Source organism: Candidatus Babeliales bacterium (assembly GCA_041660205.1).
GTDB lineage: Bacteria > Babelota > Babeliae > Babelales > Chromulinivoraceae > JACPFN01.
In genome coordinates, this window is the sequence record JBAZWT010000008.1 from 19,175 (window position 1) to 44,031 (window position 24,857).

At 36.2% G+C, this 24,857-nt stretch carries 23 protein-coding genes, 1 tRNA gene and 1 pseudogene; 13 read left to right on the plus strand and 12 right to left on the minus strand.

Annotation, left to right across the window (positions count from 1 at the left end):
- Nucleotides 1–40 precede the first annotated feature (40 nt).
- Entirely contained in the window at nt 41–1,075 is a 1,035-nt protein-coding gene (gene ruvB, locus WC747_03605) for a Holliday junction branch migration DNA helicase RuvB (protein ID MFA5999076.1), read from the minus strand.
- Nucleotides 1,076–1,156: 81 nt separating this feature from the next.
- On the opposite strand from ruvB, the gene WC747_03610 reads away from it, so the two are divergent.
- Together WC747_03610 and WC747_03615 are read left to right on the plus strand one after the other, a co-directional pair.
- On the plus strand, nt 1,157–1,531 hold the full coding sequence (locus WC747_03610) for a hypothetical protein (GenBank protein ID MFA5999077.1): 375 nt from the start codon (nt 1,157–1,159) through the stop codon (nt 1,529–1,531).
- A gap of 144 nt (nt 1,532–1,675) precedes the next feature.
- Nucleotides 1,676–1,752 (plus strand) — tRNA-Arg (locus tag WC747_03615).
- Between the two features lie 634 nt (nt 1,753–2,386).
- On the opposite strand, the gene WC747_03620 is transcribed toward WC747_03615, so the two are convergent.
- Complete coding sequence (locus WC747_03620) at nt 2,387–3,523, minus strand: Fic family protein (protein MFA5999078.1); 1,137 nt, start codon at nt 3,521–3,523, stop codon at nt 2,387–2,389.
- Nucleotides 3,524–3,891: 368 nt separating this feature from the next.
- Nucleotides 3,892–4,320, minus strand: a complete 429-nt coding sequence (locus WC747_03625; protein MFA5999079.1) for a hypothetical protein — start codon at nt 4,318–4,320, stop codon at nt 3,892–3,894.
- Nucleotides 4,321–4,608: 288 nt separating this feature from the next.
- Here WC747_03625 and WC747_03630 point away from each other — a divergent pair, with 288 nt between their 5' ends.
- Nucleotides 4,609–4,953 carry a hypothetical protein gene (locus tag WC747_03630; GenBank protein MFA5999080.1) on the plus strand — a complete coding sequence of 115 codons (345 nt, stop codon included), beginning with the start codon at nt 4,609–4,611 and terminating at the stop codon, nt 4,951–4,953.
- Between the two features lie 44 nt (nt 4,954–4,997).
- Entirely contained in the window at nt 4,998–5,699 is a 702-nt protein-coding gene (locus WC747_03635; protein MFA5999081.1) for a GNAT family N-acetyltransferase, read from the plus strand.
- Between the two features lie 100 nt (nt 5,700–5,799).
- On the opposite strand, the gene WC747_03640 is transcribed toward WC747_03635, so the two are convergent.
- Nucleotides 5,800–6,288, minus strand: coding sequence for a hypothetical protein (locus WC747_03640; protein ID MFA5999082.1), 489 nt, complete (start codon nt 6,286–6,288; stop codon nt 5,800–5,802).
- A 244-nt stretch (nt 6,289–6,532) separates the two neighbouring features.
- On the opposite strand from WC747_03640, the gene WC747_03645 reads away from it, so the two are divergent.
- From WC747_03645 to WC747_03665, 5 genes are all read left to right on the plus strand, one after another.
- Nucleotides 6,533–7,507, plus strand: coding sequence for a hypothetical protein (locus tag WC747_03645; protein ID MFA5999083.1), 975 nt, complete (start codon nt 6,533–6,535; stop codon nt 7,505–7,507).
- A gap of 83 nt (nt 7,508–7,590) precedes the next feature.
- Nucleotides 7,591–7,887, plus strand: a complete 297-nt coding sequence (locus WC747_03650) for a nucleotidyltransferase domain-containing protein (protein MFA5999084.1) — start codon at nt 7,591–7,593, stop codon at nt 7,885–7,887.
- Nucleotides 7,875–8,303 (plus strand): HI0074 family nucleotidyltransferase substrate-binding subunit, encoded by a 429-nt coding sequence (locus WC747_03655; GenBank protein ID MFA5999085.1) that lies wholly within the window; start codon nt 7,875–7,877, stop codon nt 8,301–8,303. Before WC747_03650 ends, WC747_03655 begins: the two co-directional genes overlap by 13 nt.
- 67 nt (nt 8,304–8,370) lie before the next feature.
- Nucleotides 8,371–9,579, plus strand: a complete 1,209-nt coding sequence (locus tag WC747_03660) for a glucokinase (protein MFA5999086.1) — start codon at nt 8,371–8,373, stop codon at nt 9,577–9,579.
- Nucleotides 9,580–9,851: 272 nt separating this feature from the next.
- Nucleotides 9,852–12,974 (plus strand): glycosyl hydrolase, encoded by a 3,123-nt coding sequence (locus WC747_03665; protein ID MFA5999087.1) that lies wholly within the window; start codon nt 9,852–9,854, stop codon nt 12,972–12,974.
- 189 nt (nt 12,975–13,163) lie between these two features.
- Here the strand turns inward: WC747_03665 and WC747_03670 are convergent, their stop codons facing one another.
- Both WC747_03670 and WC747_03675 read right to left on the minus strand, forming a co-directional pair.
- On the minus strand, nt 13,164–13,499 hold the full coding sequence (locus WC747_03670; GenBank protein ID MFA5999088.1) for a hypothetical protein: 336 nt from the start codon (nt 13,497–13,499) through the stop codon (nt 13,164–13,166).
- A gap of 231 nt (nt 13,500–13,730) precedes the next feature.
- Nucleotides 13,731–13,964, minus strand: a complete 234-nt coding sequence (locus WC747_03675; GenBank protein MFA5999089.1) for a hypothetical protein — start codon at nt 13,962–13,964, stop codon at nt 13,731–13,733.
- A 366-nt stretch (nt 13,965–14,330) separates the two neighbouring features.
- On the opposite strand from WC747_03675, the gene WC747_03680 reads away from it, so the two are divergent.
- Nucleotides 14,331–14,867, plus strand: coding sequence for an AAA family ATPase (locus WC747_03680; GenBank protein ID MFA5999090.1), 537 nt, complete (start codon nt 14,331–14,333; stop codon nt 14,865–14,867).
- Nucleotides 14,868–15,091: 224 nt separating this feature from the next.
- Here WC747_03680 and WC747_03685 read toward each other — a convergent pair.
- The 5 genes and pseudogenes from WC747_03685 to WC747_03705 form a co-directional block, all read right to left on the minus strand.
- Nucleotides 15,092–15,244, minus strand: a pseudogene (locus WC747_03685) (DUF1259 domain-containing protein).
- An 18-nt stretch (nt 15,245–15,262) separates the two neighbouring features.
- Complete coding sequence (locus tag WC747_03690; protein MFA5999091.1) at nt 15,263–17,137, minus strand: hypothetical protein; 1,875 nt, start codon at nt 17,135–17,137, stop codon at nt 15,263–15,265.
- Nucleotides 17,138–17,334: 197 nt separating this feature from the next.
- Nucleotides 17,335–17,835 carry an NUDIX hydrolase gene (locus tag WC747_03695; protein MFA5999092.1) on the minus strand — a complete coding sequence of 167 codons (501 nt, stop codon included), beginning with the start codon at nt 17,833–17,835 and terminating at the stop codon, nt 17,335–17,337.
- A gap of 10 nt (nt 17,836–17,845) precedes the next feature.
- Nucleotides 17,846–19,666: a class I SAM-dependent methyltransferase gene (locus tag WC747_03700; GenBank protein ID MFA5999093.1), complete on the minus strand. Its 1,821-nt coding sequence runs from the start codon at nt 19,664–19,666 to the stop codon at nt 17,846–17,848.
- On the minus strand, nt 19,650–20,360 hold the full coding sequence (locus WC747_03705; protein ID MFA5999094.1) for a nucleoside monophosphate kinase: 711 nt from the start codon (nt 20,358–20,360) through the stop codon (nt 19,650–19,652). The genes WC747_03700 and WC747_03705 overlap by 17 nt, the downstream gene beginning before the upstream one ends.
- 198 nt (nt 20,361–20,558) lie before the next feature.
- Here WC747_03705 and WC747_03710 point away from each other — a divergent pair, with 198 nt between their 5' ends.
- From WC747_03710 to WC747_03720, 3 genes are all read left to right on the plus strand, one after another.
- Nucleotides 20,559–20,927 carry a hypothetical protein gene (locus tag WC747_03710; GenBank protein MFA5999095.1) on the plus strand — a complete coding sequence of 123 codons (369 nt, stop codon included), beginning with the start codon at nt 20,559–20,561 and terminating at the stop codon, nt 20,925–20,927.
- A gap of 94 nt (nt 20,928–21,021) precedes the next feature.
- The gene (locus WC747_03715) at nt 21,022–21,906 is read left to right on the plus strand and encodes a hypothetical protein (protein ID MFA5999096.1); all 885 of its coding nucleotides are present in this window, start codon (nt 21,022–21,024) and stop codon (nt 21,904–21,906) included.
- A gap of 345 nt (nt 21,907–22,251) precedes the next feature.
- Complete coding sequence (locus WC747_03720) at nt 22,252–23,019, plus strand: hypothetical protein (protein ID MFA5999097.1); 768 nt, start codon at nt 22,252–22,254, stop codon at nt 23,017–23,019.
- An 84-nt stretch (nt 23,020–23,103) separates the two neighbouring features.
- Here WC747_03720 and WC747_03725 read toward each other — a convergent pair whose 3' ends face one another.
- Nucleotides 23,104–24,186, minus strand: coding sequence for an NlpC/P60 family protein (locus tag WC747_03725; GenBank protein ID MFA5999098.1), 1,083 nt, complete (start codon nt 24,184–24,186; stop codon nt 23,104–23,106).
- Nucleotides 24,187–24,857: the final 671 nt, after the last annotated feature.

Genomic DNA, 24,857 nt, shown 5'->3' on the forward strand with positions numbered 1-24,857 from the left:
TTGCTTTAGCAAAAAGTATCGAGAGAAAGGCTTATTTTTTTCAAAAAACCGATGTTTGACCGAATATCTTTTTTTGAATGCTAAGCATCTTGCTTTGAGGAATTTGACGACCTTTAGATGTTTTTTCTAAAAATCCTTGTTGTAGTAAATATGGTTCATACACGTTTTCAATCGTTTCTTTATCTTGTCCGGTTATTGACGCAAGAGTGTCGAGTCCGACAGGGCCACCTTTATAATCGATGAGAATTTTTTTGAGTAGTAAATTATCAATGCTCGTAAGTCCATCTTCATCAATGCCAAGAGCAAGCATGGTCTGAGTTATGAGTTCAGGGGTTGCTTTACCATTATTTTTGACTTGAGCAAAATCTCGAATTCTTCTTAGTAATTTTTTGGCAATGCGAGGTGTTCCGCGCGATCTAATAGCAATCATTAAAGCTGCTTGCTCACTGATTTCTATGTTTAAATGTGTTGCGTTTTGCAAAATGACTTGTGCTAATTCAGGGTGGCTATAAAAATCAAGGGCTTCAATAATTCCAAATCTACTGCGCAGTGGTGCTGAAATGGCACCGCTTTTAGTTGTAGCGCCAATGAGTGTGAATGGTTGTATTGGCAGACTAACGGTTCTGGCACCAGGCCCTTGGCCAATGATGACATCAATTTTAAATTGTTCCATTGCGGAATATAAAATTTCTTCAACGTTTGATGGTGTGCGATGAATTTCGTCAATAAATAAAATGTCATGTTTGCCAAGTCCAGAAAGAATAGCTACTAAATCACCCGTTCGTTCAAGCATAGGGCCACTGCATATCTTAATTGAAACATCCATCATGTTGGCCATGATTTGGCACAAAGTTGTTTTTCCGAGTCCAGGAGGCCCGAATAAAAGCATATGATCAAGTGCTTCGCCTCGCGCTTTGCATGCTTGGACATAAATTTGTAATTTTTCTTTCAGAGCTACTTGTCCAATATAGTCTTCAAACGTTTGAGGAATAAAATCATATTGAAGGTCGCTGTCAGGCGTTTGAGATATAAATTCTAAAGGCGTTGTAGATTGGTTCGTGTCTGGATAGTTCATAATTTATTTGTATTTATTTTCTTCATTATTAAAGTAGTACTTGTTAGCAAAGTATTAAGCAAGATATCATAAAGGATATAGATGTTTAAATTTTTTTTCTGTGCTCTTTTATTTTCAACTTTACCTATTTTTTCATCGAGTCTTACCGAAAGAGACTTTGATAGCAATGCTCTTTTTGAATCTCAGCAAAATTCGCCGCCATTTAGTTTAGCTTCTACGCAACCACCATCGCCAGTTGCGCAAGAACGGATAAGGTTGCTAGATGGACTTAACGATAACGTAACAGAGCGGCCTATGTCACAAACAGCGGTGGTAAATATTCCGCAGGATTATACTTGTCAGTGTGCTGTAAATACTGACGGTCCATACTGCAAAGCAACACTTTATTTCTTAGGATATCTTACAGTTGTTGGTGGTGTTGGAACTATAATAACAGCAATAGTTCAGGCAACGTAAGAAATGTTTATCTCAAAAAAGCATAGAAAAACATACTCTTGTTGATTTTTCTTTATAAAAATTAGCTCTTTGTTATAATAAAAAGGTTATGTTATTTCAATTTTTTGAATTCTATCAAAAATAAAACATACGAGATCTTAAAATGCGCCTGTAGCTCAATTGGATAGAGTAACGGACTTCGAATCCGTGGGTTGTAGGTTCGATCCCTACCGGGCGCACCAGCTTTCGCCAAGGCTCTACACCTACGCTAAAGCTTCGGCGCACACGGCAGCTGTGCACGGGTTTGCCCGCCATAGCTCGCAGAGCGTCGGAGGGCCATTTCTTTAAAGGAATGGGAAAGCAAATAAATTAACATGCAAAATTACAGGCGAAAGCTGCCCGCCAAAGTAAGCAAGCGACCGTGTCTGGCGTAGCCTCGCGCGAAGCCTGGATATCTTGACACGACAGCAGAGCTATAAAAAAGGAAATAATGCTTGAGGTGTATTGGTTAACTTTGCTTTATCAATGATAGCTTTGATGGCGCTTAATTTACTATTCCAAGTGTTAATGCTTCACAGCGTGAAGTACCTGAGTATTATTGGATGACTCCTGCAGAAATTAATTCAGCTGTAAATTCTCCTGTATGGCTGAAAAAATATGTTGAGTTAATTCTTGAGCATAAAGATTTATACAGCTTGAATTAAATAGCAAAGCTTATGTTGTCGGATGCCAACGACCATAGATATAATTTTTCTTTTGCTTATTTCTATTGTATTTTTTTCCAAATCAATTTCGACTATTTCATAGTATTACGGTTGCTTGCGAAACCTCGACATTAAACATATTCTATGATTAGAAGCCATTATAATAGATTGATTAAACATTTTCTATAGAATACTGCTTTTCTAAAATTTCAAGATAGGGCTGAAATTTGTAAAGCTTGTTACGTTTCTGAGATGTCATTTCTTGCACAACGTTGGCTTGTTGTAAAAGAGTAATAATTTTTTGTGTGGTGTTATAACTTTTGTTGATGCTGAGTGCTAGTTGTGAAATATTGGTAACTGGTGATACAAACAAATACTGTAACGCTTTGAGCGCTGTTTCTTCTATTTTTACCAAATCATTTTGTTTTGAAATCTCTTCAATTAATGTTTGATGCAGATTTTCGATATCTTTAGCGCGTACATATGCATCGGTAGCACTGTTGTGTATAGCTTGTAAATAAAAGAGAGTCCATCCTTCAAAATCGCCGTGAGTTCGTACTCGATCTAAGAGTTGATAATACTCATGCTGACGTTGTTTAAAATAGTAGGAAGGGTATAAAATTGGAGTTTGTAGTACATCATCTTGTATTAACATGAGCGTAATCAGCAGTCTGCCAATTCTTCCGTTACCATCTAAAAAAGGGTGAATAGTCTCAAATTGAACATGAGCTAGTCCAGCTTTGATCAGTGGCGGTATGTCTGATGGTTCATTGATAAAACGTTCAAGGTTAGCGATAAGATCTGGAATGTGTGGCGCTGATGGTGGTACCAAGTTACCAACGCGAACAGATTGTTTTCGATACGATCCTGGATTAGCCTGGTCGCCGCCTCCAGCTTGCATTAACGTTTGATGTGCAGCTAAAAATACTTTTGAGACGAGTGGTACATTTTGTTGCTGTAACATTTCTAGCGCTACTTGCAGAGCTTTATTATAGTTGATAACAAGCTGCGTTTGCTTGGATGTTTTCGATGGCTCAAAAGATTGCGTAAAAACATCAAGCATTGTTGTATGTATATTTTCGATTGAAGAAGAAAGGAGAGCTTCTTTGATAATATATGCCTTAATAAATCGTTGAACATTCGGTACTCGTTGTCCAATTTCATTAAGTTTTCCAAGGGCTAACAACGTTTTACTGTATAAGTCTAAAATTTCAGGGGTGAGTTGCAAAGGTGGGTTGCTGGGGGGTAAAAAATCTGGGATGAAATAGGTGGTCGATCCTAAGTTTTGATAGGTTCCTGTTTTTCTCATGGGCAGACTCCTTTATTTCAAAAATACGTAATTATTGAAATAAGGATGCCAGAAATTAATTCTTATTTCAATAATTGCCAAAAAATGAAATAAGATCATTGATTTAAGTGTCTTATTTCAAATAATGAGAGCGAGTAGATTATATTTTTTGAAAATATGGGTATTTGTGGATACAAATATGGATATGTTTACCGATTTATAATTAAACATTAGGATAAAAACAGGTAATTGAATGGGTATGGATTACATCACTTTCGAATTAATTTTTTGTACAATATAATTTCTAATTCGTTTCATTTACTTAAAAAACTCCCAGCGTCCTTACATAAAGATCGCTGGGAGTTTTTTAATTTTTGTAGTGAATTAAATTATTTTTGTTCTGATTGTATCTTTTTCTGAACAAAAGATGAAACTAACTTTTGCGCCCATTCTACACCTTTAGTTACAGCTATACCTTGAACCTGCCACAGTACGGCGGTCTTTATAGCTGCTGGACTAAAAGGGTGTGCTACTGCAACTTGCGCAGTTGATTTTGCTGCAGTGTCACTTGTTTCAAGCAGTCTGCGTTGTGTATCAATCAATGCTCTTTGTGTCTGTGCAAGTTCATGAGCACGTGATGCTGAAAAGGTCATGCCTTTCATAGCTTGTGCTGAAATATCAGTAAGATCGTCAAGGCACTCATTTTTTATGGTGCATCGAGCTAGCTCTTCTTGAATGTTTGTTGCTGAGCGGGGAGTGAGCATGGGAAATATCGAAAGAGACATTAAAGCTGTCCCTAAAAATAATAATTTTTTCATAATAAATCTCCTAAAAAAACCTTATTCAATAATCTATTTTAAGATTATCATAGGCACCTTTTCGATCAAAAGGTGACGCTGGTTTTTAGCGGTAAGCGCCAAAAATCGTACTATGTGGATAGTCGATAATTAAATAGGAGTGATTGCTTAGATTTTTTGGCTTTAAAACTAGGCCACGGCGTTTGTGAGAGCTATAAAAATCTAGTATTCTTAGATCAATCCAGCCGTGATCAATCCAGCCAGCCTGCCCGGCGTAGCTTTACGCGAAGCCTGGGTCGCCTATTGGCTATGGCTATCAAGCCTGAAGAATATGCTGCTGACGCTTTTGCAAATCAACATGCAACGCAAGATGTGTTGCATGCTGAACAATATCTAACATCTAAAAAAGGATTTATTGCCCAGCACGCACAAGAGGGAAAAGATGCTTTAGATTATGTCACGCAAAGACAAAAAGAAGAACCAAGTAGTGTACTTGTCTATCAAGCAAGATGTGCTGCCATTAAAGCCTATAGCAAGATGGGACTGCCTTGGTATTACTTAGCGGCAGCGGTAGATTTGGCACATCCGTCACAATCTACGCGACACAAGATAGTTACTCAAGCGCTCCAAGATCGCTTTGGTGTTGAAGCATAAAATTACAAAATTGGCCTTAGGGGGTCGAAAATATTAGAGATCTTATGAAAATTCAAAAAATATTTTTAATAACGATTTTGGTCAGTAGCGGATTTTTTACATCAACTTTATTTAGCATGCAAAAATCTTTGGGTGGATCTTTGATTTCTAATGGATATAAAATTGGTAAATTTTGCTGTAATCACAAGAAAAAATTAGGCGCTGCCGTAGTTGCTGCAGGATTGTCATATAAGCAGTACCAATCACGCCGCTATTTATATGAATTGTTGCAAGATCTGGATGCTTGGAAGCGTGAATATTCAGATAAAAAAGAGCTTGAATATGATAAAGTGATTGAAATTCGCACAAAAAATCAATTTGAACTTATCAGAGCAGAAGCCGAAGAAGAAACTATAATGTCAGGATTTTCGCACATTGAGGGTCGTATACGTTGTAAGGCAAAAAACGATGAAGACTGTGGAGATTTATATTACACAATAGCTCCTTTTAATACCCCATCAAGTACTTATATTTCTTGGGTGGGTGTTCCTTCAAAATATCAATGTCAAGGAATTGCAACTGAAATGCTTCACATGGTAGAAGAAGCATCTTGCGTTCGAGGCGATATTAAAGAATTACGCTTGGATTCAGTATCTTCGGCAGTACCGTTGTATGAAAAATTTGGATTCAAGAAAACAAGCAAAAAGCTTCTTGGAAATAATGGTTTTGACAAACCACTATTTCCTATGTGCAAAAAAATTAAATGATAATTTTTTGAAAAAATTTAAGATAAAGAAGAAGCTTGCGACTTTAACATTGCAGGCTTCTTCTTTTTGTAAAAATTATAGGATCAGAACGCGTAATTTGTTATGCTTCTGTGTTTACGTTGAAAGCTATCTCATCAGGAATGATCATTTGAACTTCTTTTGATTCTTCATTTTTGTTAGTCCATGTAAGAGTTGCATGATACTGAGAGGTTATTGCTGAGATTGAGGCGATTTCTCCTACCTCATAAGCATGATCACAAAAGCAAATATCATCTTGCTCATCACAAGGTTCTTCTTTTTGACACTCTGAAATTATTTGGGTAACGTGTTCAGGATCAGAAATTTCTATAAATACTTCTTCCATTTTAACACGTCCAGTTTGTGTTGCATCAATTGTAGATAGATGATTAAGATCATTGAAAATTAATGGCATTGTTTCAATGATCCAATGTTTAACTCGGTCATGCGAGCGTGGAGTTAAAACAACAGGTATAGAGTCCATAACTTTTTGTGCATCATATGAGTGAGACATTGCGCTACTTTCAAGATTGAAAAGTAAGCAGACTATCAGCAAAGATTTTTTGAACATATTCGGTCCTTTAACATTTTTTTGTACCATTAAACATACTTCAATGAATAGAGGCAATTATAATAGATTGATTAAGGCTGTCCAATGAAAAGCTCACATGTTTACATATATTAAAATTTGATATAATAATGCCTATCTAAAAACAGTTCACACTCGTAGCTACTGGTGCAGCTGCAACTTTTTATTTAATAGTAAAAGTTGCTCAACATAATGGTTGTTGCCAGCAGCAATAAAAAGGATTTTTGTGTTTAAGAATAAATTAACAGTTTGTATGCTATTCATTTTTTCCGGTTTTGTTTCAATTGTTGGATCAGAAAATTTACATGACTCAAAAACTGAGCAAGAATGTTTTCCTTTTGCAAACAGTCCAGAATTGTCATGGAACCAATTTGAGAAAAATTTTAGAAATAGCTACAAAGATATAAACATTCCTACCATTGTGTTTGATGATGCGTGTGACTTTGCGCCTATGTTTATCCATGACCTTAAGGATGAATATTTAACGAAGTTTAATGAACACAGAACACATCTTCAACAACCACCGTTTATCATTATGAGTATGAAGGCAGCTGGAATTTGCACTCCTGCGCAAGTTGAGTATGTGCTGCTGCATGAAATTGGTCATCATAATTATAATCGAGAGCAAAATGAGTATAACCATGCGCGAGCAAAGATCATTGCACATCGTGTAAACAGTGCAGCTCCTTGTGGCTTAGCCGCGTTAAACGTCGGGCTTTTGTATCATAATGTCTGTCGCTTGTCGCAAAAAACAATACCTAAGAAAGCGCTTTTTGCTCAAGCGTTAGCTTTGATGGCATACGCCAAAATGACAGAGATTTCAAAAAGCATTGAAACGTTATGTGATGATGTGATCGGTACCAGACCAGAAGAATTTTGGGCAGATGATTTTGCGCATCAACATGCAAGCATGCAAGCTTTACAAGCAGGGTACCATTTGTGGTCAAAGGATCATTTTATCAGCAATTGCTCTTTTGATTTTGTTCAAAATTTTCAAACTGATGCAAAGATGCAAGCTGAGGATCCTGAAGTGCAAAAAGTTATGCTTAAAATTGCAGAGTACATGAACAGCTCAGAGCATTTTATACTTTCAGGTTTGTATAATGTTTGTGGGTTACTGTGCCCATCTCATCCATCGCCTTATCAACGTCAACAGTTGGTTGGTCAGGCGCTTAAAGATCGTTTTGGAAGTGAAGTTTGATTTTGATTTTCAAACAAACATTGATACATTGAAGCAATATAAAAACTCATTATTTCAAATCTGAGTATAAAATTGGAAAAACTATGAATGAATTAGACGAAAAAATAAAACAAAAAATTATTGCTGTAATTTCAGCTTTAATGCCAGACGTTAAAATATATCTTTTTGGATCTCGAGCTCGAGGAACTAATAGACCAATGGCAGATATTGATATTGCTCTTGATGGTGGAAAAGAGTTATCAAGGGCTGATGTAGATGAAATTAAAAGCATGTTCAAAGAGAGCAACATTATGTATGTGATTGATGTTGTCGATTTTCATTCGATAACAGAATTGATGCAAAAGCAAATTTTAGAGGACAGAGTAATATGGAAAGCTTAAAATTAAAACATGAAGCTATGCAGAAAGCATTGACAACACTGCAAGAAGTTTTAGAAAGTGTTAATGTTTTGACTCAATGCGGTGTGGTTTTAAATGTTATACGAGATTCAATAATTAAACGTTTTGAATATTGCATTGATTCATTTTGGAAGTTTTTGAAAATTTATCTTGAAGAAGTACAAAAAATTGATGTAAAACTCGCTTCGCCTCGAGAGGTTTTAAGATTGTCATTACAAGATAATGTGATAACAAAGGCTGAATACGAAATATTGATTTATGCTGTAACTGATCGGAATTTAACCTCACATACTTACAATGAAGATTTAGCAAACAAAATTAGTAGCCAAGTCCCTTTATATTTTGCCACAATGAAAACTATCGTTAACAGATTGAAAATTAATCAAAGTAAGCAATAATTTGTTTTTTGAAAAAAATTGATACATTTGATCGATATTAAAATCCCTTACTTTCAAAAAGGAACTTATGAAAAAACAAATCATGGCTCTCTTGCTGCTGCATTGTACAGTCTTGCTACCTGCACTGGCACCAACTACAAAAAAAATTATTCATCATAAAGATCAAGTAGAAACTGCAGCTTCTTACGTTATCGGTGGCGAAGTAACAAATACCGATACTTTTATAGGCATTTTTAAAGTTCAACAAAACAAACAAACATTTTTGATAGAATATCATAGCAAAAATGCAGATATTGCTGACGTGTATCAACACGTCAAAACCATCTTGCAGGATCTACAAAAACAACATAAAATTTCTGTTGCCTCTGCATGCTTTGCTGTTCCTGGAATTGCAAAAGGTGATTTGTTTTTACATCCTCATTTACCATGGAGCACAAGCGATGACAGTGCGCAGCAGTCAGATAAATCACTTTACGGACTGAGCAAACAAAAATTTGTAAACATCAGTGGACTACAAAATGTTTATTTAATCAATGATTTTCAAGCTGTTGCACTAGGAACACAACTGCTTGATTCGTCTTCTTTGAAAACATTGCAACAGGGCAGCGATCATCCAAGAAAACCAAAATTAGTCATTGGAGCTGGAAATGGCCTTGGAGCAAGTTTACTTTTATGGGACGCACAACTAAATCGCTATGTGCCATCTCAATTAAATTATAGTTTTACTGAATTTGGTGCACAGTCTGATTTAGAGTTAGCATTTTTTAATTTCATGAAAGATAAAACAGGTAATATTGCATGGGGTAAAGTTCTTGGTGCTGGAGCAGGCGGAATAAAATTAATCTACCGATTCTTTGATGCTTATGACGGACAAAAAGAGCATGAACGTAAAAAATATAAAATGGAAAAGTTTGTTGATTACCCACATTATTTAGATATTTTTACCAATCGTCAGAAGTCGCAACGCTGCCAAGACTCAGTAAATTTCTTTGTTGATCAATATGCTCGCATGATTAGAAATTCTGCATACGCACAAGCTGCGTACGGTGGAGTGTACATAACCAATACCGTTGTTCAAGAATTCCCAGAACTTTTTGCTACCGATGCATTTACACAAAAAATAGTGAATTTAGCTGGAAAAGTAACTGATGAAGGTTCAAGAAAATATTTAGAAGGATATTTAGCAGAACTTCCTTTTTACCTGGTAACAAATTCAAAAGTTCAGTTGTATGGCGCAGCAGCATTGTGCATGGAACCGAATTTAATAAGAAACTAAGTTATAACTATTTGTATGTAAAAAAATCCACCCAATCTATTCGGGTGGATTTTTTTACACAAGTTACGTGAGTTATCAATTAACTGTTTGAAAGTAACAATTGTTTGATTGCAAATATCAAATTTGTTTCATCAATAAAGTTTACGCCGACGCCAAAGGCTATGGCGCACACGGGCTAAGATAGGTCGAGTATAAATTTTACATGCAGTAAAATTTATACTACGGTGACAAAAACGATTTTTTTTAAAATCTCACAAAAAGGGACAAAGGTAATGAAGAAAAAATTAATATTGAGTATGTTTATAATTCATAATGTATTGCATTCAAGTTATCACGTAACATTTCCAACTTCGCAAAAACCATTTTTTCAATCATGGGATACTGCTCAAAATGGTGCATATGATCAAAATATTGTTGCAGATACCAAATCATGGTCATCACCGCAGTTTCCAATTTTAAGAAACCCAAGTAAAATATGGGGAAAGCATAAAGCACCATTTCCAACTAATCGTTGGTTTACCACTCTTACCATCCCAAGCGATATTTCATATTCCAATGCAACCACACCTCCAGCACCATCACATCCTTTTTCCGTAATCACATTTCCTTACACAATCGATGTCACTGCAAAATCTGTACATATAAATCTGCCTGAAAAGCAGTACATAGCTATTCAAGGTGACACTTCAACAGCATACAGTTGCAAAGATGCAACTTGTGATAGCACACCACTTAATGTGGGACATATGCCAACACCTCCTGGAGGCAGCAAACCGAACTATCCATTCACTTCAAGCCTTATCTCCATTGCTCCTTACACCGTAGAACTTGCATGGCAAGAAACGCTTTCAAGTCCAGTCATTGTCAGCCCTGTGAAAAATAATCCTCTTGCTGTCACTGTGCAAATAGGAAGTAGCGATAAAAACGTAACTATTCCTTTAGTTCGAGGTATGCCATTTGTAACGGCTGAGTATCAAAACAGTACTCCGGTTTTTAATGCAATTGGCCAAGCTATTTTAGAAATCACGACGTATCAATCAGGCAGCCAAAAACCTTTGCATAGTAAACAAGGAAACGTTGCTGGCTCTTTAACGGGTAACATTTTTATTATTCAGCTCAACAGTGGCAAAACATGGCACATGTTTACATCAGAACCAATAACACTTTCATGGACTGGAAAAAATACTGTTTTTTCAAAAGACCAAACCATGCAGCAGCTTACAGCTTCTAAATCTTTTAACGGCGTAGTACAATTGATTAATTACGATATTCCACTCATCAATCCACCCGCTTTACCACTTCCTGGAAATCCTGCAGCAAACAGTGGCTGGCAAATACCTGCACAATATTCTTCCTATTCTGCTTACATTGTAGGCCAGTATATTCCTGCATTTAAAGTTTGGTACAAAAGCGCTTATGGTGATGAAGCTTCAGACGATACCATTGCTGACATTAAAAATATTTTTAATGCTTCCTCAAAAAGTTCATCAGCCATTTTATATAACAACTTTGTAAATCAAGATGTTAAAGGAACTTACAAATATATTTCTCAGCAATGGATCCAGCAGCAAAAAGAAACAGTTTTTCCTAAAATCATTAAAACAATTAAACTGCTTGAAGGCTACAGTGGCACGTATCCAACTGGTGGTAGCGTGAAGCTTTCAGGAGACGCGCAAAACCCTACAGTTTCTATCACATGGCAAACAGTGAGTACGCACGCTGCAAAAAAAACGAATGATCTTATTATGATGTGTCTGCCACATCATCAACAACTTTTACAAAATCCTTCATATGAAAAAAACATAACGTATGATTCTGCACGTGGCATGCTGCGAGCGGTTAAAGGTTCTTCATGGACTTTACGTTATGAAAATCCAAATATTTCTTGGTACTGTCAAAGTGATGCTAAGCTTAAAAATCAAGCAACTGTTACTTTTTTAAATAAACTTATTGCCGCTGATCTTGACGATGATGTTAACGCTACTACACCAAGCCCTTATGCTGGAAGCTATGGATTTGGAAAAGAAATTGCACGCTTAGCGCGTCTTGCAATTATTGCAGATCAAATTGACAGTACCCAAGCTTTGAAACAATGTGTACAGTTGATGAAAAAAGCAGTTCTGCCATGGATTGATAGAACTAATCTTAATAATCCAAAAGCAGAAACTCCTTTACCAAATAAATATAATCGTTTATTTTACGATCCACAGTGGGGCGGAATTTGTACTGAAAATGGTATGCTTGATCATACTTTAGACTATGGAATGGGTTGGTACAATGATCATCATTTCCATTTTGGTTATTTTATTTACAGTGCAGCAATCTATATTCATTTAAGTAGTAAGCTCAAGCTTCCAGATACTGATAATTTTATTTCAAAAAAATTAATTCCATTCACTGTTGATTTGATACGAGATATTGCAAATCCGGTAGCTGATGATTATTTCCCAGATTTTAGAATGATGGATTGGTACTTAGGGCATTCGCTTGCTGCTGGAATTTTTCCATTTGGTAACGGAAAAAACCAAGAATCAACTTCAGAAGCTGTTAATGCTTGGTATGGTATGTATCTTTTTGGTCTTGCAACTAACAATGCAACTATTCAAAACTTGGGTAACACGCTGCTTGCATCAGAAATTAATGCAGCGCAAACCTACTGGCAAATGACTGCTGATTCAGAAATTTATCCATCACTATTTAATAAACTTGCTTGCGTTGGAGTGCTTTGGGAAAACAAAGCTGACTATGCAACATTTTTTGGCGCAAACGTTGAGTACATAAACTTAATTCACTTTCTTCCGTTTACACCAGCAACAGAAATATTAATCCCTCAAGCATGGAACAGTTATCAATATGAACTACTTAAAACATCTTTAAATCCTGATCGAAAAAATCCAGACGGAACTCCAAATCCTATTCAGGCTTCATGGCGTAGCTTTGTACGCATGAGCCAAGCGATTTCGCAGACAAATGAAGCATTTGAGCAAACAGTTGCTGATTATGATGCTAAAAAATTAACTCCATTTGATGAAGGAAACTCTGCAACCAATACATTTTATTGGATGTTTACTCGAGGGAAAATTGCATCTGAAAAATTACCAACACTTATTTCTCCAACGCCGTCAGCTGTAACAACAGTTGTACCAACCGAGAAACTTCCATCTGAGCCAACAGAGAAACTTACACCGGTGCCAACTAAAAAACATACAATTACGCCAGTATCAACAGTAACACCTACACCAATACTTGCGCAAACATTAACACCTGCGCAAACATCACAACAAGTATTTGAAATTGTTGAAGTTGTTCAAGATTTAGTGCGACAAGAAACAGAGCAAAAAGCAGAGCGCTTGTCTAAGGTCCTTGATGTTATTGACATGCTACGACAATTTTGAGTTTGAGTCGGAAATATTTATGTATTAGTGGATTTTATCAAATTTATGGTGCTGTAATATTATGCTTAGAGCCGAATTTCATAAGAAATTAATGTACGTATAGGCGGCCTGTGAGTTAAAAAATAAAAAGCCCAAACTCTTTATTGAGAGTTTGGGCTTTTTTAGTTTTTAAGTTTTAAAATGTAAATTTTATTGTTGTTCTACTTCTAACTCTAAAGCTTTTTTAAAGATGCTTGTTGCTGCATTGCCAAGAATAGGCCAATATATATCCATATCACAAGATCTTGCTACATGGCGATGTAAGACCCAAGAAATTTTTGATTCTGTACATGTTTTATGAGCAAGTTCATCTGCCGCTGTAGTGTAAACTGATTGTAAATTTTGAAAATTGTAATCACACTTTTCTTTTAAAACAGACAAAATTATTTCTGCATTTGGTAATTGTGCTACTTGAGGTACTAAATAATATTCTGATCCAAAGAGTGTTGAGCCAAGAAGCATTGAAAAAAGTATTTGGTATTTCATAGAAGTTCCTTTGAAAGTGTTGATGTGTAAATATAGTAAATATTATAATCTTTTTTAAAAAAATATGTAGATCTTTGCCAAATAGTAATTTTTTAATTGAATCTAAAAGTTGTTTCATTTAAAAAATTACGTCGATTTTTATGTTTTTAAAGATATATAGACTGAAGTTGTATTTAATTCAGTACGACTTCAGTCTATATATCTTTAATTTTAAAAGCGTCTTGGCGCTCGTTATCTTATAAGTTTACTGTACATCAGTAGTTGTTTCTGAGGATTCAGTTGAAGATTCAACGGTGTCTTGAGATTTTTTACAGCAATCGCAGCTTTTACCGCAAGTGTTACAACTTTTACCACAGCTGCAGCTTTTACCACATTTACCACAGTTGTTACAGTTTTTATCCTTGCAGCAATTACAGTTTCTGCCGCAGCTGTTGCAGCTCTTAGTTTCCATTGTTTGGTTTTCATTATTTGACTCTTCAGCAAAAAGATTTATTGAGACTAGGCCAGGAGCAATAAAGAAAAACATTATTAAGAATTGTATTTTTCTTTTAAAGAAATCGACTCCGGTATTATTATTTATATTTTTCATGTGCGTGTATCCTTTTTTTAGTTATTAGAAAAATTAATTATTTTTATTGGATTGAATCTAAAAAACAGAGGTTTGCTTTGTCAAGATAAAAAGGAATTGATACGTTTTTAAAAGGTCTACAAGAAGTGACAGGGAGTAAGGTTACTTACGAAATAAATAAACTTGATACAGTCAATGTAATCTACGATATACTACGACGTGGATAGTTGAACGCATATTTTTTCGCAATGTGAAAGTTTAGTATGATTATCATCTTAACTGGTCCAATAGGTTCTGGAAAAACCGATGCATCTTGGGAATTGTTAAAAATTTTTAACAACATGGTATTTCTAGATTGCGATTGGTTTGCAGCGATGCAGCCATTTTCGTGGGATAAAAAATCTGATGTGGCCATGGTGTACCAAGCTATGGCGCAGATGATTGAGTTTTACCAAAAAACGGGTAAAACGAGGTTTGTGGTAACGATGACTAGTCAAATGGCGGTACTTTTCAGTGAGTTTCAATCGGTCTTAAATCCAAATAATTTGCCGGTACGTGCCTTTCGTCTGCGTTGCAGTGACCAGCAGCTTCTGGCACGCATTGATGTACGCAACCGAGCAAACAAAAAACAAGAAGAAATTATTGCTACTCGGCAGCAAAAATTATTTGATACTATCTTTAGCGCCAACATTCCATTTATGAAAGTTGATGTCAGCAACTTAAATCAGCAAGAAGTGGTTCGTAAAATAAGAACCATGATCAATGAGTATGAAAAATTACAAAAGTCGACGATTTATTAATCGTCGTCCTCGACATGATCCAGTCTACGTTGTAATATTCGTTTGTTGTCGTTCGTCCCGACCGTGTCCGCCATAGCTGCAAGCGACGGCTGGAGTGTTCTGCCTTAGCATAATGTATCGAGGGATATAGGAGCTACGACCGACAGGCCGGGGATCCAGCAATAAAATTTCCTTTTAATTTTATGCATATTATTTTCTCAAACTGAAAAAAGAACCTTATTTTTTTAAGTAAGTGTACTTGTTGTATCAATGATTGTTTTTAATGCTTGTGCTAACTGTGCAGCTGGGCCATATCCGATATAATGGACAAACATAACGCGTGGATTTTCTAAAATCATATGGTTATGAATTGCTACCACATCAATGCCGTTATTTTTAAATGATTTTAAAGCGTTTTAGAAATTTAAAGAACCTTGAAGGCCAACGCTCCAGAGCTGAATAGCATTATTTGTTTTACCAGTAAATTCTGCGCTACCGATCACAGCAAGTGACGGCATATGACAATGCTGCGTCCATGTGTATCCAGCTTGGCCAAAAACTTTTCCAGTAAATGCACGTGATGCTTGCGCACCAGCGATATTAAGCGCTTCACATACGTTTTCAGGAATACGGTTTTCTGAAAGACGCCCATCTTTAATTCCATCAGGAAGATCTGCGTAAGAAGGAGCAATGACACCTGTTCCAGCAGTACCTGATTGTGCAAGTGGAATAGCACCAATTAATTGTACAGGATCTCGTGATTTGTTAATTTTTGCTAAAGGTTCGCAATAGAATGTATCAATTGGATTAGAATATGCCAAAGTTTTAACAACTAGCTCACCATTAATAGAGTATCTACTTACTTGACGACCTACTACAGCATAATCATTAAGATTTGGTCTTCCCTGATCAACAGCTCCTGCTATATCAATTTGCAATTTTTCTCGTGAACGACCCCAGAACTCACCACCAAGAGCAGCGTTCCAATTTTCACAATGGTAATCAATAGCCATAGCAAGTGAACCTTCAACAGCTATATTTGAAATAACAGGTAGTGTGGTGATGTTAATTGCTGGATGAAGTCTGTTTGCTAACATAATTTGTGTATCATTTTGAGGAGTCGTAGAGCTTCCAGAACTATAAGCTGGAGCATAATGCTGCACTAATAAATATTTAGAACCAGGTCCGTTTGCGGCTAAATCAAATGATCTATAGTTTGGAGTTCTGCCTGGAAATAAATGAAGCACTTCACCTTGCACAGCAACGCTCAAATTTCTTGTCTGGTCATGATTTTCCCAGACTCTGTATGATCCACAAATTTCACCACCAAGTCCCCATGCACCAGCTCTACCAAAAATTGGCTGAAGCATATACACCGCATTTGGAACGTTACCTGTTGGCATTGATGCTTTAACACCTAGGCCAAAGAAACCTTTTTCACTCATGTAGGCATTGTAACCAACAGATGCTGTGATATCGCCTAAGCGAATTGTTACTTCTTTGCATGGAGCAATACGACCTTTACGAATATGAATAACTTTATCTTCGTATCCATCTAAAGAGTTACCTAGTACACCACCAAAGAAATATTGTGAAACTGATTGTATGCGATCAAGTGGTACTGGATATGCTTTGAATTCATACGTGATGTCTGATGATGGATTGAGTATTCCGCCATCAGCTGTTGTTTGTGAAAAGCTCACTGAGTTGTTTGACTGCGCAACCATTAATTCTTTAAAATTGGGTGTTACAATCATTGCACCAAGTGGAGCATGAGCTCTGAAATAAAATCCGCGGTCCTGCTTGCTGTGCACATAGTACAGACTCATATCGGTACCAACGTGTTGTATCGTTGGATTTAACTGAATAATTCCTGCAATGCCATCTGCATTGGTTACGACATTACCAAGGCCTAATTGGTATGCATCAATATCAGCTTTTCCATCATTGTTACCAATGGTCATTTGATTTGTTCCTGACCAAAATGGCATAGAGCCTAAATTTTTACATGAGCCACATTTTTGACCAAAATTTTGCATATATTCAGTGAAAGCAGAAATGTTAAGATGATGTTCTTTATTTTCATCTCCAAAATCCTGCACGTACGTATATTGATTTTGGAAAAGATCGTGTGTTTGATACGATACAAATGAACGAGGCAACCATGTGTTTTTGGCAATTGAGCAAGGCGTGTCACACTCAACTGGTTGACAACAATCTGTTACGCAGCAGTCCCCGTAAGCGAGTGCGCTCATGAGTATTAGATATAATTTTAGAATTTTAGACTTCATTTTTGATTCCTTTTTTATTTGGTCATAAAGTATTATTTTTCGTACGTTTGTTCAAAAATCAATGAAGCTGCAAATCTCTGGTGCCTTTTTTGTTTTGAACTTTGAATTTTCTTGCATACTAAAAAAAAATAATATTTTATTCTAGCCTAAAACTCGAATTCGATATTAAAAAACATCTAATATTGAATTTTTGCTACTTACACAAATAATTGTCGAATCATTTTGAGCAAATCACCTTTGCCTGTGTCGCCAGAATTTAATCTTTCGATGCATTCTTGCGGACTGAGCCAAAAATACCCACAAAAATCTTGGGTGTTGTAAGCATCAACTTGATTGAGGCGGATGACGTACACTTGCATGAAAGCAGAGGTGCCATGATCATGAGGGTTGAGCTTGCCTATCATTTCATAGGCAATACTGTTTGCATCTAAACCAAGTTCTTCGTAAAGTTCACGTTTGAATGCTTGCTCGTATGTTTCTCCAGACTCAACATGGCCACCCATGCTTGCGTCCAGGCATAAAGGAAAAATGCGTTTTGTTTTAGTACGGCGAGGAATCCACAATTGACCTTGGTCGTTGATAACAAAAGCGTTGACGACGCGAAAGTTTGATAATTTTTGCGCGTAGACTTCTGATCGTGGCAATTGCCCAATGACCATATCGTCAGTGGAAACTAAATCTAATATTTCATCTGACATATCATTATCCTTATAATTTTCTTGTCTCGGCAGCCTGCCCGGCGTAGCCTTGCGCGAAGCCTGGGTAGCCTTTGTGCGAAGCCGGATCTTTTAAATCACTTACTACTTGTGTCAATTGCGGATAGTTCATTGGTTCAGCTTCAATGATGCTTTCACAAATATGTATCGCTTGTGATAGTTTCATTTTTTTAAAATGAATAATTCGCTTTTCGTCAAATACTTCCATAGGATAATTCATGTTGTCAGAAACTTCTAACGTATCTTTTAAGAGTTCTGAATAACACCATCTATTTAAGAATTTATTATATTCTTTGTCTAGCGGGCACAGGACCATTATTTCATTATTTTCTACGGTGTTTTCAGACTGCTGCAATCCAGATTGGTCCAATTTAGATTGTTCTAATGAATACAACAAAACTTGCGACAATAAAGCATCGACAGAATAATAACAATAATATTCTTCGCCTTCTCTTTTTAGCCAATACGCATGTTTTTCATTATCAGCGATTTCAATACTGTTGAGTGTGTCAAATAAGTTTTTAATTTGTTCGTATAGTATTCCGAAAATTCGATAATCTAACAGACTTGTTTCGCTATCAACTGCAATTATATAACGAGATGGATCAAAATCATGCTGCTTAAGAATGTTTCTTAATGCAGCCTTTTTAGATTTTGAAGTAAAACGTAACGGAATTCCAAATTCAAGCACTTCACAATTTTTTTCAATTGCAGAGTCTATTAAATCTTTTTGCTCTAACGTGATTTGAGCATCGTTTAAAACATGAGAGTGTTCACCTAGAAAATTCTTTAATACCTTTACCGTACTGTGTGCTAAATAGTTTGTAAAATAAGTACCAGTAGAAATGTTTGCAGTAGCCTTTAAATAAACTAAAGGATTACATGCGTGCAAATACGTTAAGTAGTGACGGCTCAGTTCTCGATACAGACCATACGGTAAAGAGATAGAATATTTTCTAGAGAAATCAATATCGTATGAAGGAATTTTCAAATACTCTTCATACGAATAAACTGCACAATTTGTTTCATTTTTTTTATAAATTTTAAAGCTTATGTCTTTGGTCTCATACATAAAAACTTTACGATTTTTTTGAGCCAACGAGCTACCGCGGGCATCTAAAAATTTATATAAAAATATATGAGAAAATAGCTTAGATGGTTTATTTTTCAATCTAACGGTTACCGCTTGTTGCTGATTGGAAACAAACTCTGGATCTCTATAAATTAAAATGCCATCTTGCTTTAAAACCCGATGCGCTTCTTTAAAAAATTTCTTACAGCCGTCAAGCCCACCAGCATATGAAATGATTTCATGAAGCACTGATGAAGCATTAATTCCATCTAAATGATTGCTCACAATCGCGCTCATGTCGATAGCATTCAATTGTTGTAAATGTAATCGAGGGCCGTTTTGACTTTGTACAAACTGTTGCAACTCAGGATGCCGAGTAAGCACCGAGTCTAAAACGTTTTGATCAACATCAGACGCTATAATTTGTACATTGTAGTGACTTGGTATAGCTTTCATTAATGCAGCAATAGGATCTCCGCCCGTACCGATTTCAAGATATATCCCAGATTCTTTTTGTAGGACATAAGGCAAAATGCCTATTTTTTCTTGTACGTTATACTGTATTGCATCCAAGTATAATTTAAGCTGCATGTTTTTATGATCAACAACGTCTAAAATCGACGATTTATTAATCGTCGTCCCCGGCGGGAACGGGGATCCAGCAGTAAAAATTTCCATATCACTGGCTTGTATCGCGCTAAAAAAGCTTATCAGGATTAATTGTTTAAGAAGCAATTTCATTATAGATCCTTTCAAGTGTCGATAGTTCTTGAACAGAATTTATAATTTTAACGGTATGACCATTGTTTTCTAAATCTTTTAAGAGTGGTTCAATTACGGTATGAAAATGCTGTAATCGTTTAGTCACGACAGTTTCTTTGTCTCCCAGTCGCAATGCTAAAGCTTGACCACAAGAGCTGCATGTTGGATTATCATTTGTTTCCATTTTAGCTGCGTTGTCTACTTGTCCACACGCATTGCAAACATATCTACCCAGTATGCGTTGTTTGCAGACTTCATCTGATGCGTGAAATTGTATGAAACAAACGTTTTTCAGGATTTGCTTTGACGCTAAAAAGGCCAGCAAGAATTGTAAGCTGTTTTTTGAGCGAGGAAAGCCATCGAGTATAAAAGGTTTATTTTTAATAAGGGCTTGCTCTAGATGCTTTTGCATTAATTTACAAACTATCTGTTCATCAACGTAGTCACCAGCTTGCACGATTGGTTCAATAATTTTGCCCAATTCACTTTGTTGTAAAATTTCTTTGCGAAATAGATCACCTGGACAAATTTGAACATACCCGTATTTTTTGGTCATATATTGAGAAAAAGTTCCCTTTCCGCTACCTGGTGAAGATATCAAAACAAAATGTTGTGAGTTGACAGAAAGAAAACAGAGAATGGAGATTAAAAATGAGCATTGAATTTTTTTCATAAAGTCCTTAAAAGTGGCTAGCGATAGATCTTTTTTAGTATAAATCTTAGATAGAAAAAGTCTATTTTACTTCAAGTTTGAGCTGTTTTGTTGCCTCGGTAAATTTGTTGGGCAAGGCACAAAATAGACAGGATAGTAAAGATATGTTAAACTGTTTCAAGATAGTTATTCAGTTAGTCATTTTTTAGGGGTTTTTATATGAATAAAAATATTATGTTTTTCGGTGCTCTTGTTTTAGCTCAAAATATGAGCGCTAGTTGTTCTGATAATGCTTCAGGAGCTGTGATTCAAATATCACCGGCACCAATATCACGAACAGTTGCTAGTGTAAATGCTGCAACAAATTCATTTTCTGATACTGATGAGAGTATTGAAATAATCGATGTCGTAAGCGTTAAGAATTCATTTGTACTGCCAGAAGGTCAAATGTCACCGCTTGAATTACCTATTTCTGCATTAACTCTTGCGAAATTGATTGCTTCTGGATTGCCTAGTGATAGAATATCACCGCTTGAATTACCTATTTCTGCATTAGCTAGAAATGAAGGTTGTTTAGAGCGTCGTTAATTACAATCAAAGTTTAATTTTATACAGCAGGAGGCTATAAATCTCCTGCTTGTATTTTAATGAACGTAAAATAGTAAAATTTAGGAGTTTTTATATGAATAAAAATATAATGTTGCTTGGACTACTTTTAGTAGCTCAAAATGTTGGTGCTTCTTGGTGGTGTTGTGGCGATAGTCAAGCAGTAAAACCATATGTCTCTGTGGATTATGTTGAGCAAAAAGAAACTGTACAAGATGTTACAGTAAATAATAATGCTCCTGTAAATGATTCTGCAGAACAAGTTGTACATGCCAATGCAATAACTGTTAAAAGTCCTAGTACATCGAATAGAATCTCGCCTAGGCGTATGAGTGGTGTAATAGTCACTATGCTTGTAGTGCCATCGGCAGAACCTGTGACGACAGAATCTGTAAATCACGTTAATTTAAGTGAAAAAGTTGATCATTCTGTATCAAAAGAGAACAGTGCTGTAAATTCAGGAAGTCAAACTTTTCCGATTCAACTACCGATTTCTATGTTTGCTTATGCTGGGCAAAATATGTTCAATTATATTCAGCAAAATACAATTAATATAACAAATAATAATTGTGATATATCTGGTCCAATTCTAACAGGATATGTGAGTGATGTTGTAGAATCTATCTTTGCCGATGATAATGCAAAATTTGGGTTAAATCTCGCAAATATTTCGCAAACACGTGATAACGTAAAATTTAGGCCAAATTTAGCAAATGTTTCGCAAACAACAGATTCTTTTTCAGCTCTACATTATGGTAGATCTAGTAACGGGATTACCGTTAAGGACGGAGTTCTCGATTTTGCGGATGGAAGTCCATTAGGCAATGTGAGAAAGTACCCAAATTTTAATGTGCCTGAAGCAGCAAAAGCTGAGTCAAATAATCCCTCAAATAGTCTTCCGTTGAATAGTGGATTGCTACCTGGTGAACAATTGTATGCACAGCCAAAAAATTGCAATTAATTGAATTCATACAAGTTAATGAAACAAAAAACAGGAAGTTAAAAGCTTCCTGTTTTTTCATGTAAAAATTTTTTAGAGAGCTCGAATTCGATATTAAAAGAACATCTATCAAGGCGTTTCTTGTATAATATTTCAATCTCATCTAAATCAATAAGCTCATCACATTCCGTCATCCTTGGGCATAGCCCGAGGATCCAGCAATTTGTAAAAGTCCTTTCTTTGGTGTTCGTTTGGCGCAGTCCTTTTTTCGGGTACAGGGGTGGGGGCTGTTGCGAAAAAGTGTAGGTAGGATATGCTTTTAATGTATTGAAATAAGATTTTATGTTCTTAGTTAGGGGATTTCAAATGAATAAAAATATAATACTTTCCAGTCTTTTTTTTGTAACTCAAAGCATTGGTGCTTCTTGGTGGTGTTGTGGCGATAGTCAAGCAGTAAAGCCATATGTACCTGTGGATCAAGTTGAGCAATATGATGAAGCTGCACAAAATTCTGATGAAAGCTCTGATACAAGTAATACATCATATAAAATCATAAGTAATGAAGTTGCAAGAATGCTCAATCAGATAGCACTGAATCAACGCGTTGATTCAAATGAAGAAGTTGTTCCTTCTGCAGTTGCTCACTTTGCACCAAATACTATAATTCGAGAAAGATCGAATAATAGTCAAATGTCTCTGCCTCAACGACCGCTTCAACTACCGCTTCAACTACCGATTTCTATGCACGATCAGAATACGCAACAAGACTTAAAAAAATCAGAAAGCGACGTTGCAAATTATAATATAGCTGCAAACAATGGATCTGTGAGTGGAGTCACAGTCTCTATTTCCGGAGAAAGTAATTCTGGAGAATCTACTAGGGCAGTACTAGATTTAGCAGGTATAGGAAGAGATCCTGTGGTAATACAAAATTTTGCATTAGCTTCGCAAACATTACGCTCTTTTTCAGGGTTAAATAGTGCCGCTGGTAACCAGCATGTCGTTATTGTCGACGATGCAAGCCCATTAGGGAGTGTAAGAGAATGTCCAAGTTTTAATGTGCCTATACAAAATCATTCAAGTGATTTGTTCGTTAACGAACGAATGTATGCACAGCCGAAAAATCGCAATTAATTAAATTCATACAAGTTAATGAAACAAAAAACAGGAAGTTAAAAGCTTCCTGTTTTTTCATGTAAATCTAATCAAAAGTAAGTATTAATTGTATGCATGATTTAATGCATCATTTCGTAATCCTTGAACCATCTCTTCATCTTTAAAAAATGAACTAAAAAAGATTCGAAATCGATCTTCTGTGCAGTCTATGATATCGCCAGATTGTAAGAGATCATACGTAAGGCACATTCTTTCATTAAAAGGAATTACACGAACTTTTTTCTGATCCAAAGTAGTTGTTTCAAGTATTTTATTGTCCCCAAGGTACATCATAACATGATCCATACGTGATGATTTTTTTGTTATGGATGTGAAAAATATTAAGTCACCAGGCTTTAAATCTTTACCTTCTTCAATTTTTTCAGATCTTAAAAATTGCTCATGTGACATACGTGGAATCTGCAGGCCATGCGCTAGAAAGCTTAAATTCATTAAAGATGAACAATCAACACTCGATATCGTAAGTAACTCATTTTGAGCACTTCTGCCTCCCCAGCTGTAAGAACTTCCCAAGAATTCCATAGCTTTTGAAATGATGCTTTTTCGTAGATCGTCAATTGATTCTTCAACCGTTGCATTGATGGGATACACGTCGTCATTTTTGATAAAAGCAATTTGGCCATCGGGTAAAACAACTCTCCAAAGATTGCTCTCTTTGTCTAGTTTCTCTCCATTAAGTCTGGTGCCAATTGAAACGGTTTGTAAAATATTTTTAGCTTCATCCAAAAGGTTTGCCAGTAAACTTTTAACCACAAGGTTGTGTACAGGATAGCTGTCAACAGCAAGCGCTTGATCGTGTTCGATCCAACCTGGAAATCCATGCCATCCAAATGGAACTTTGTAAAACTCTTGTTGTGGCGCATTGACCTTCAGCCATTTTTTTGAGTTTTCATCAACATACTCTTCATGAGCAAGAATATGCTCGCCAAGAAGTATTTGTGTGATTTGTAGTGGGTTTATGACATCTGAAGTTGGCAATTTTATATCGCTAGAGTTTGCTTGTGGTTGGGCGCGTAAATCTGCAACCGGAACGCTTAAAATCATTTTTTGTGGATACATTGTTTCGCAGAGCAGTGTGCTGGCAGTGAAAAATAGTAGTGATACAAATATCTTTAATTTATTCATTTTGGTCTCCTTTTTTATAATGTGATCAAGTAAATAATTACATGGTTTTTTATGGGCAAAGCAAGAGTTTGGCATTTTTTAATTAGTCGGTTTCCACTAGCTACTAACTTGTTTAAGCATTCAACTCTGTGCCTAAAGCCGGCACAGGCTCCAAAACGTGCTTGTCCACGCTTTGGGATCGGACATTCAATGGGTTAAAACCCCTTGAAAAACCCCAACGGAAATAAAAATGCATTCGCCTATTCTGCTTCGTTAACACTGCGCAGGGCTCCATTGCAAAGTATTTCCTGATGGGGAAGCTTGATTCTTTACATAATTTTTTCTTGAGTTTGAGTCGGAGTTAATACTCGTGCTTGCCTCTTCTCATTTTTATTTCACAAGGTTCATAAAAATGAGCGGCTCACACTCCCTAACTCCTGAGTATGAATAAATTTAATTATTGTTTTCATTTTGATGATAGATGTTCATACTTCTTTAGCTATAAAACATACACCACCTACTCTTCGTCCTCCAGCCGTCGCCTTTGGCTATCGCGGACGCAGTCGGGCTCGCCGTGTCCGGCGAAGCTAAAAGCGAAGCCTGAAACCCGGGGATCCATGTGTTGAAGAAAATTACTAAAATCTGTTTTCAAGTCATACCCAGGAGTTAGCTCGTATGCGCCATGGGCAAAT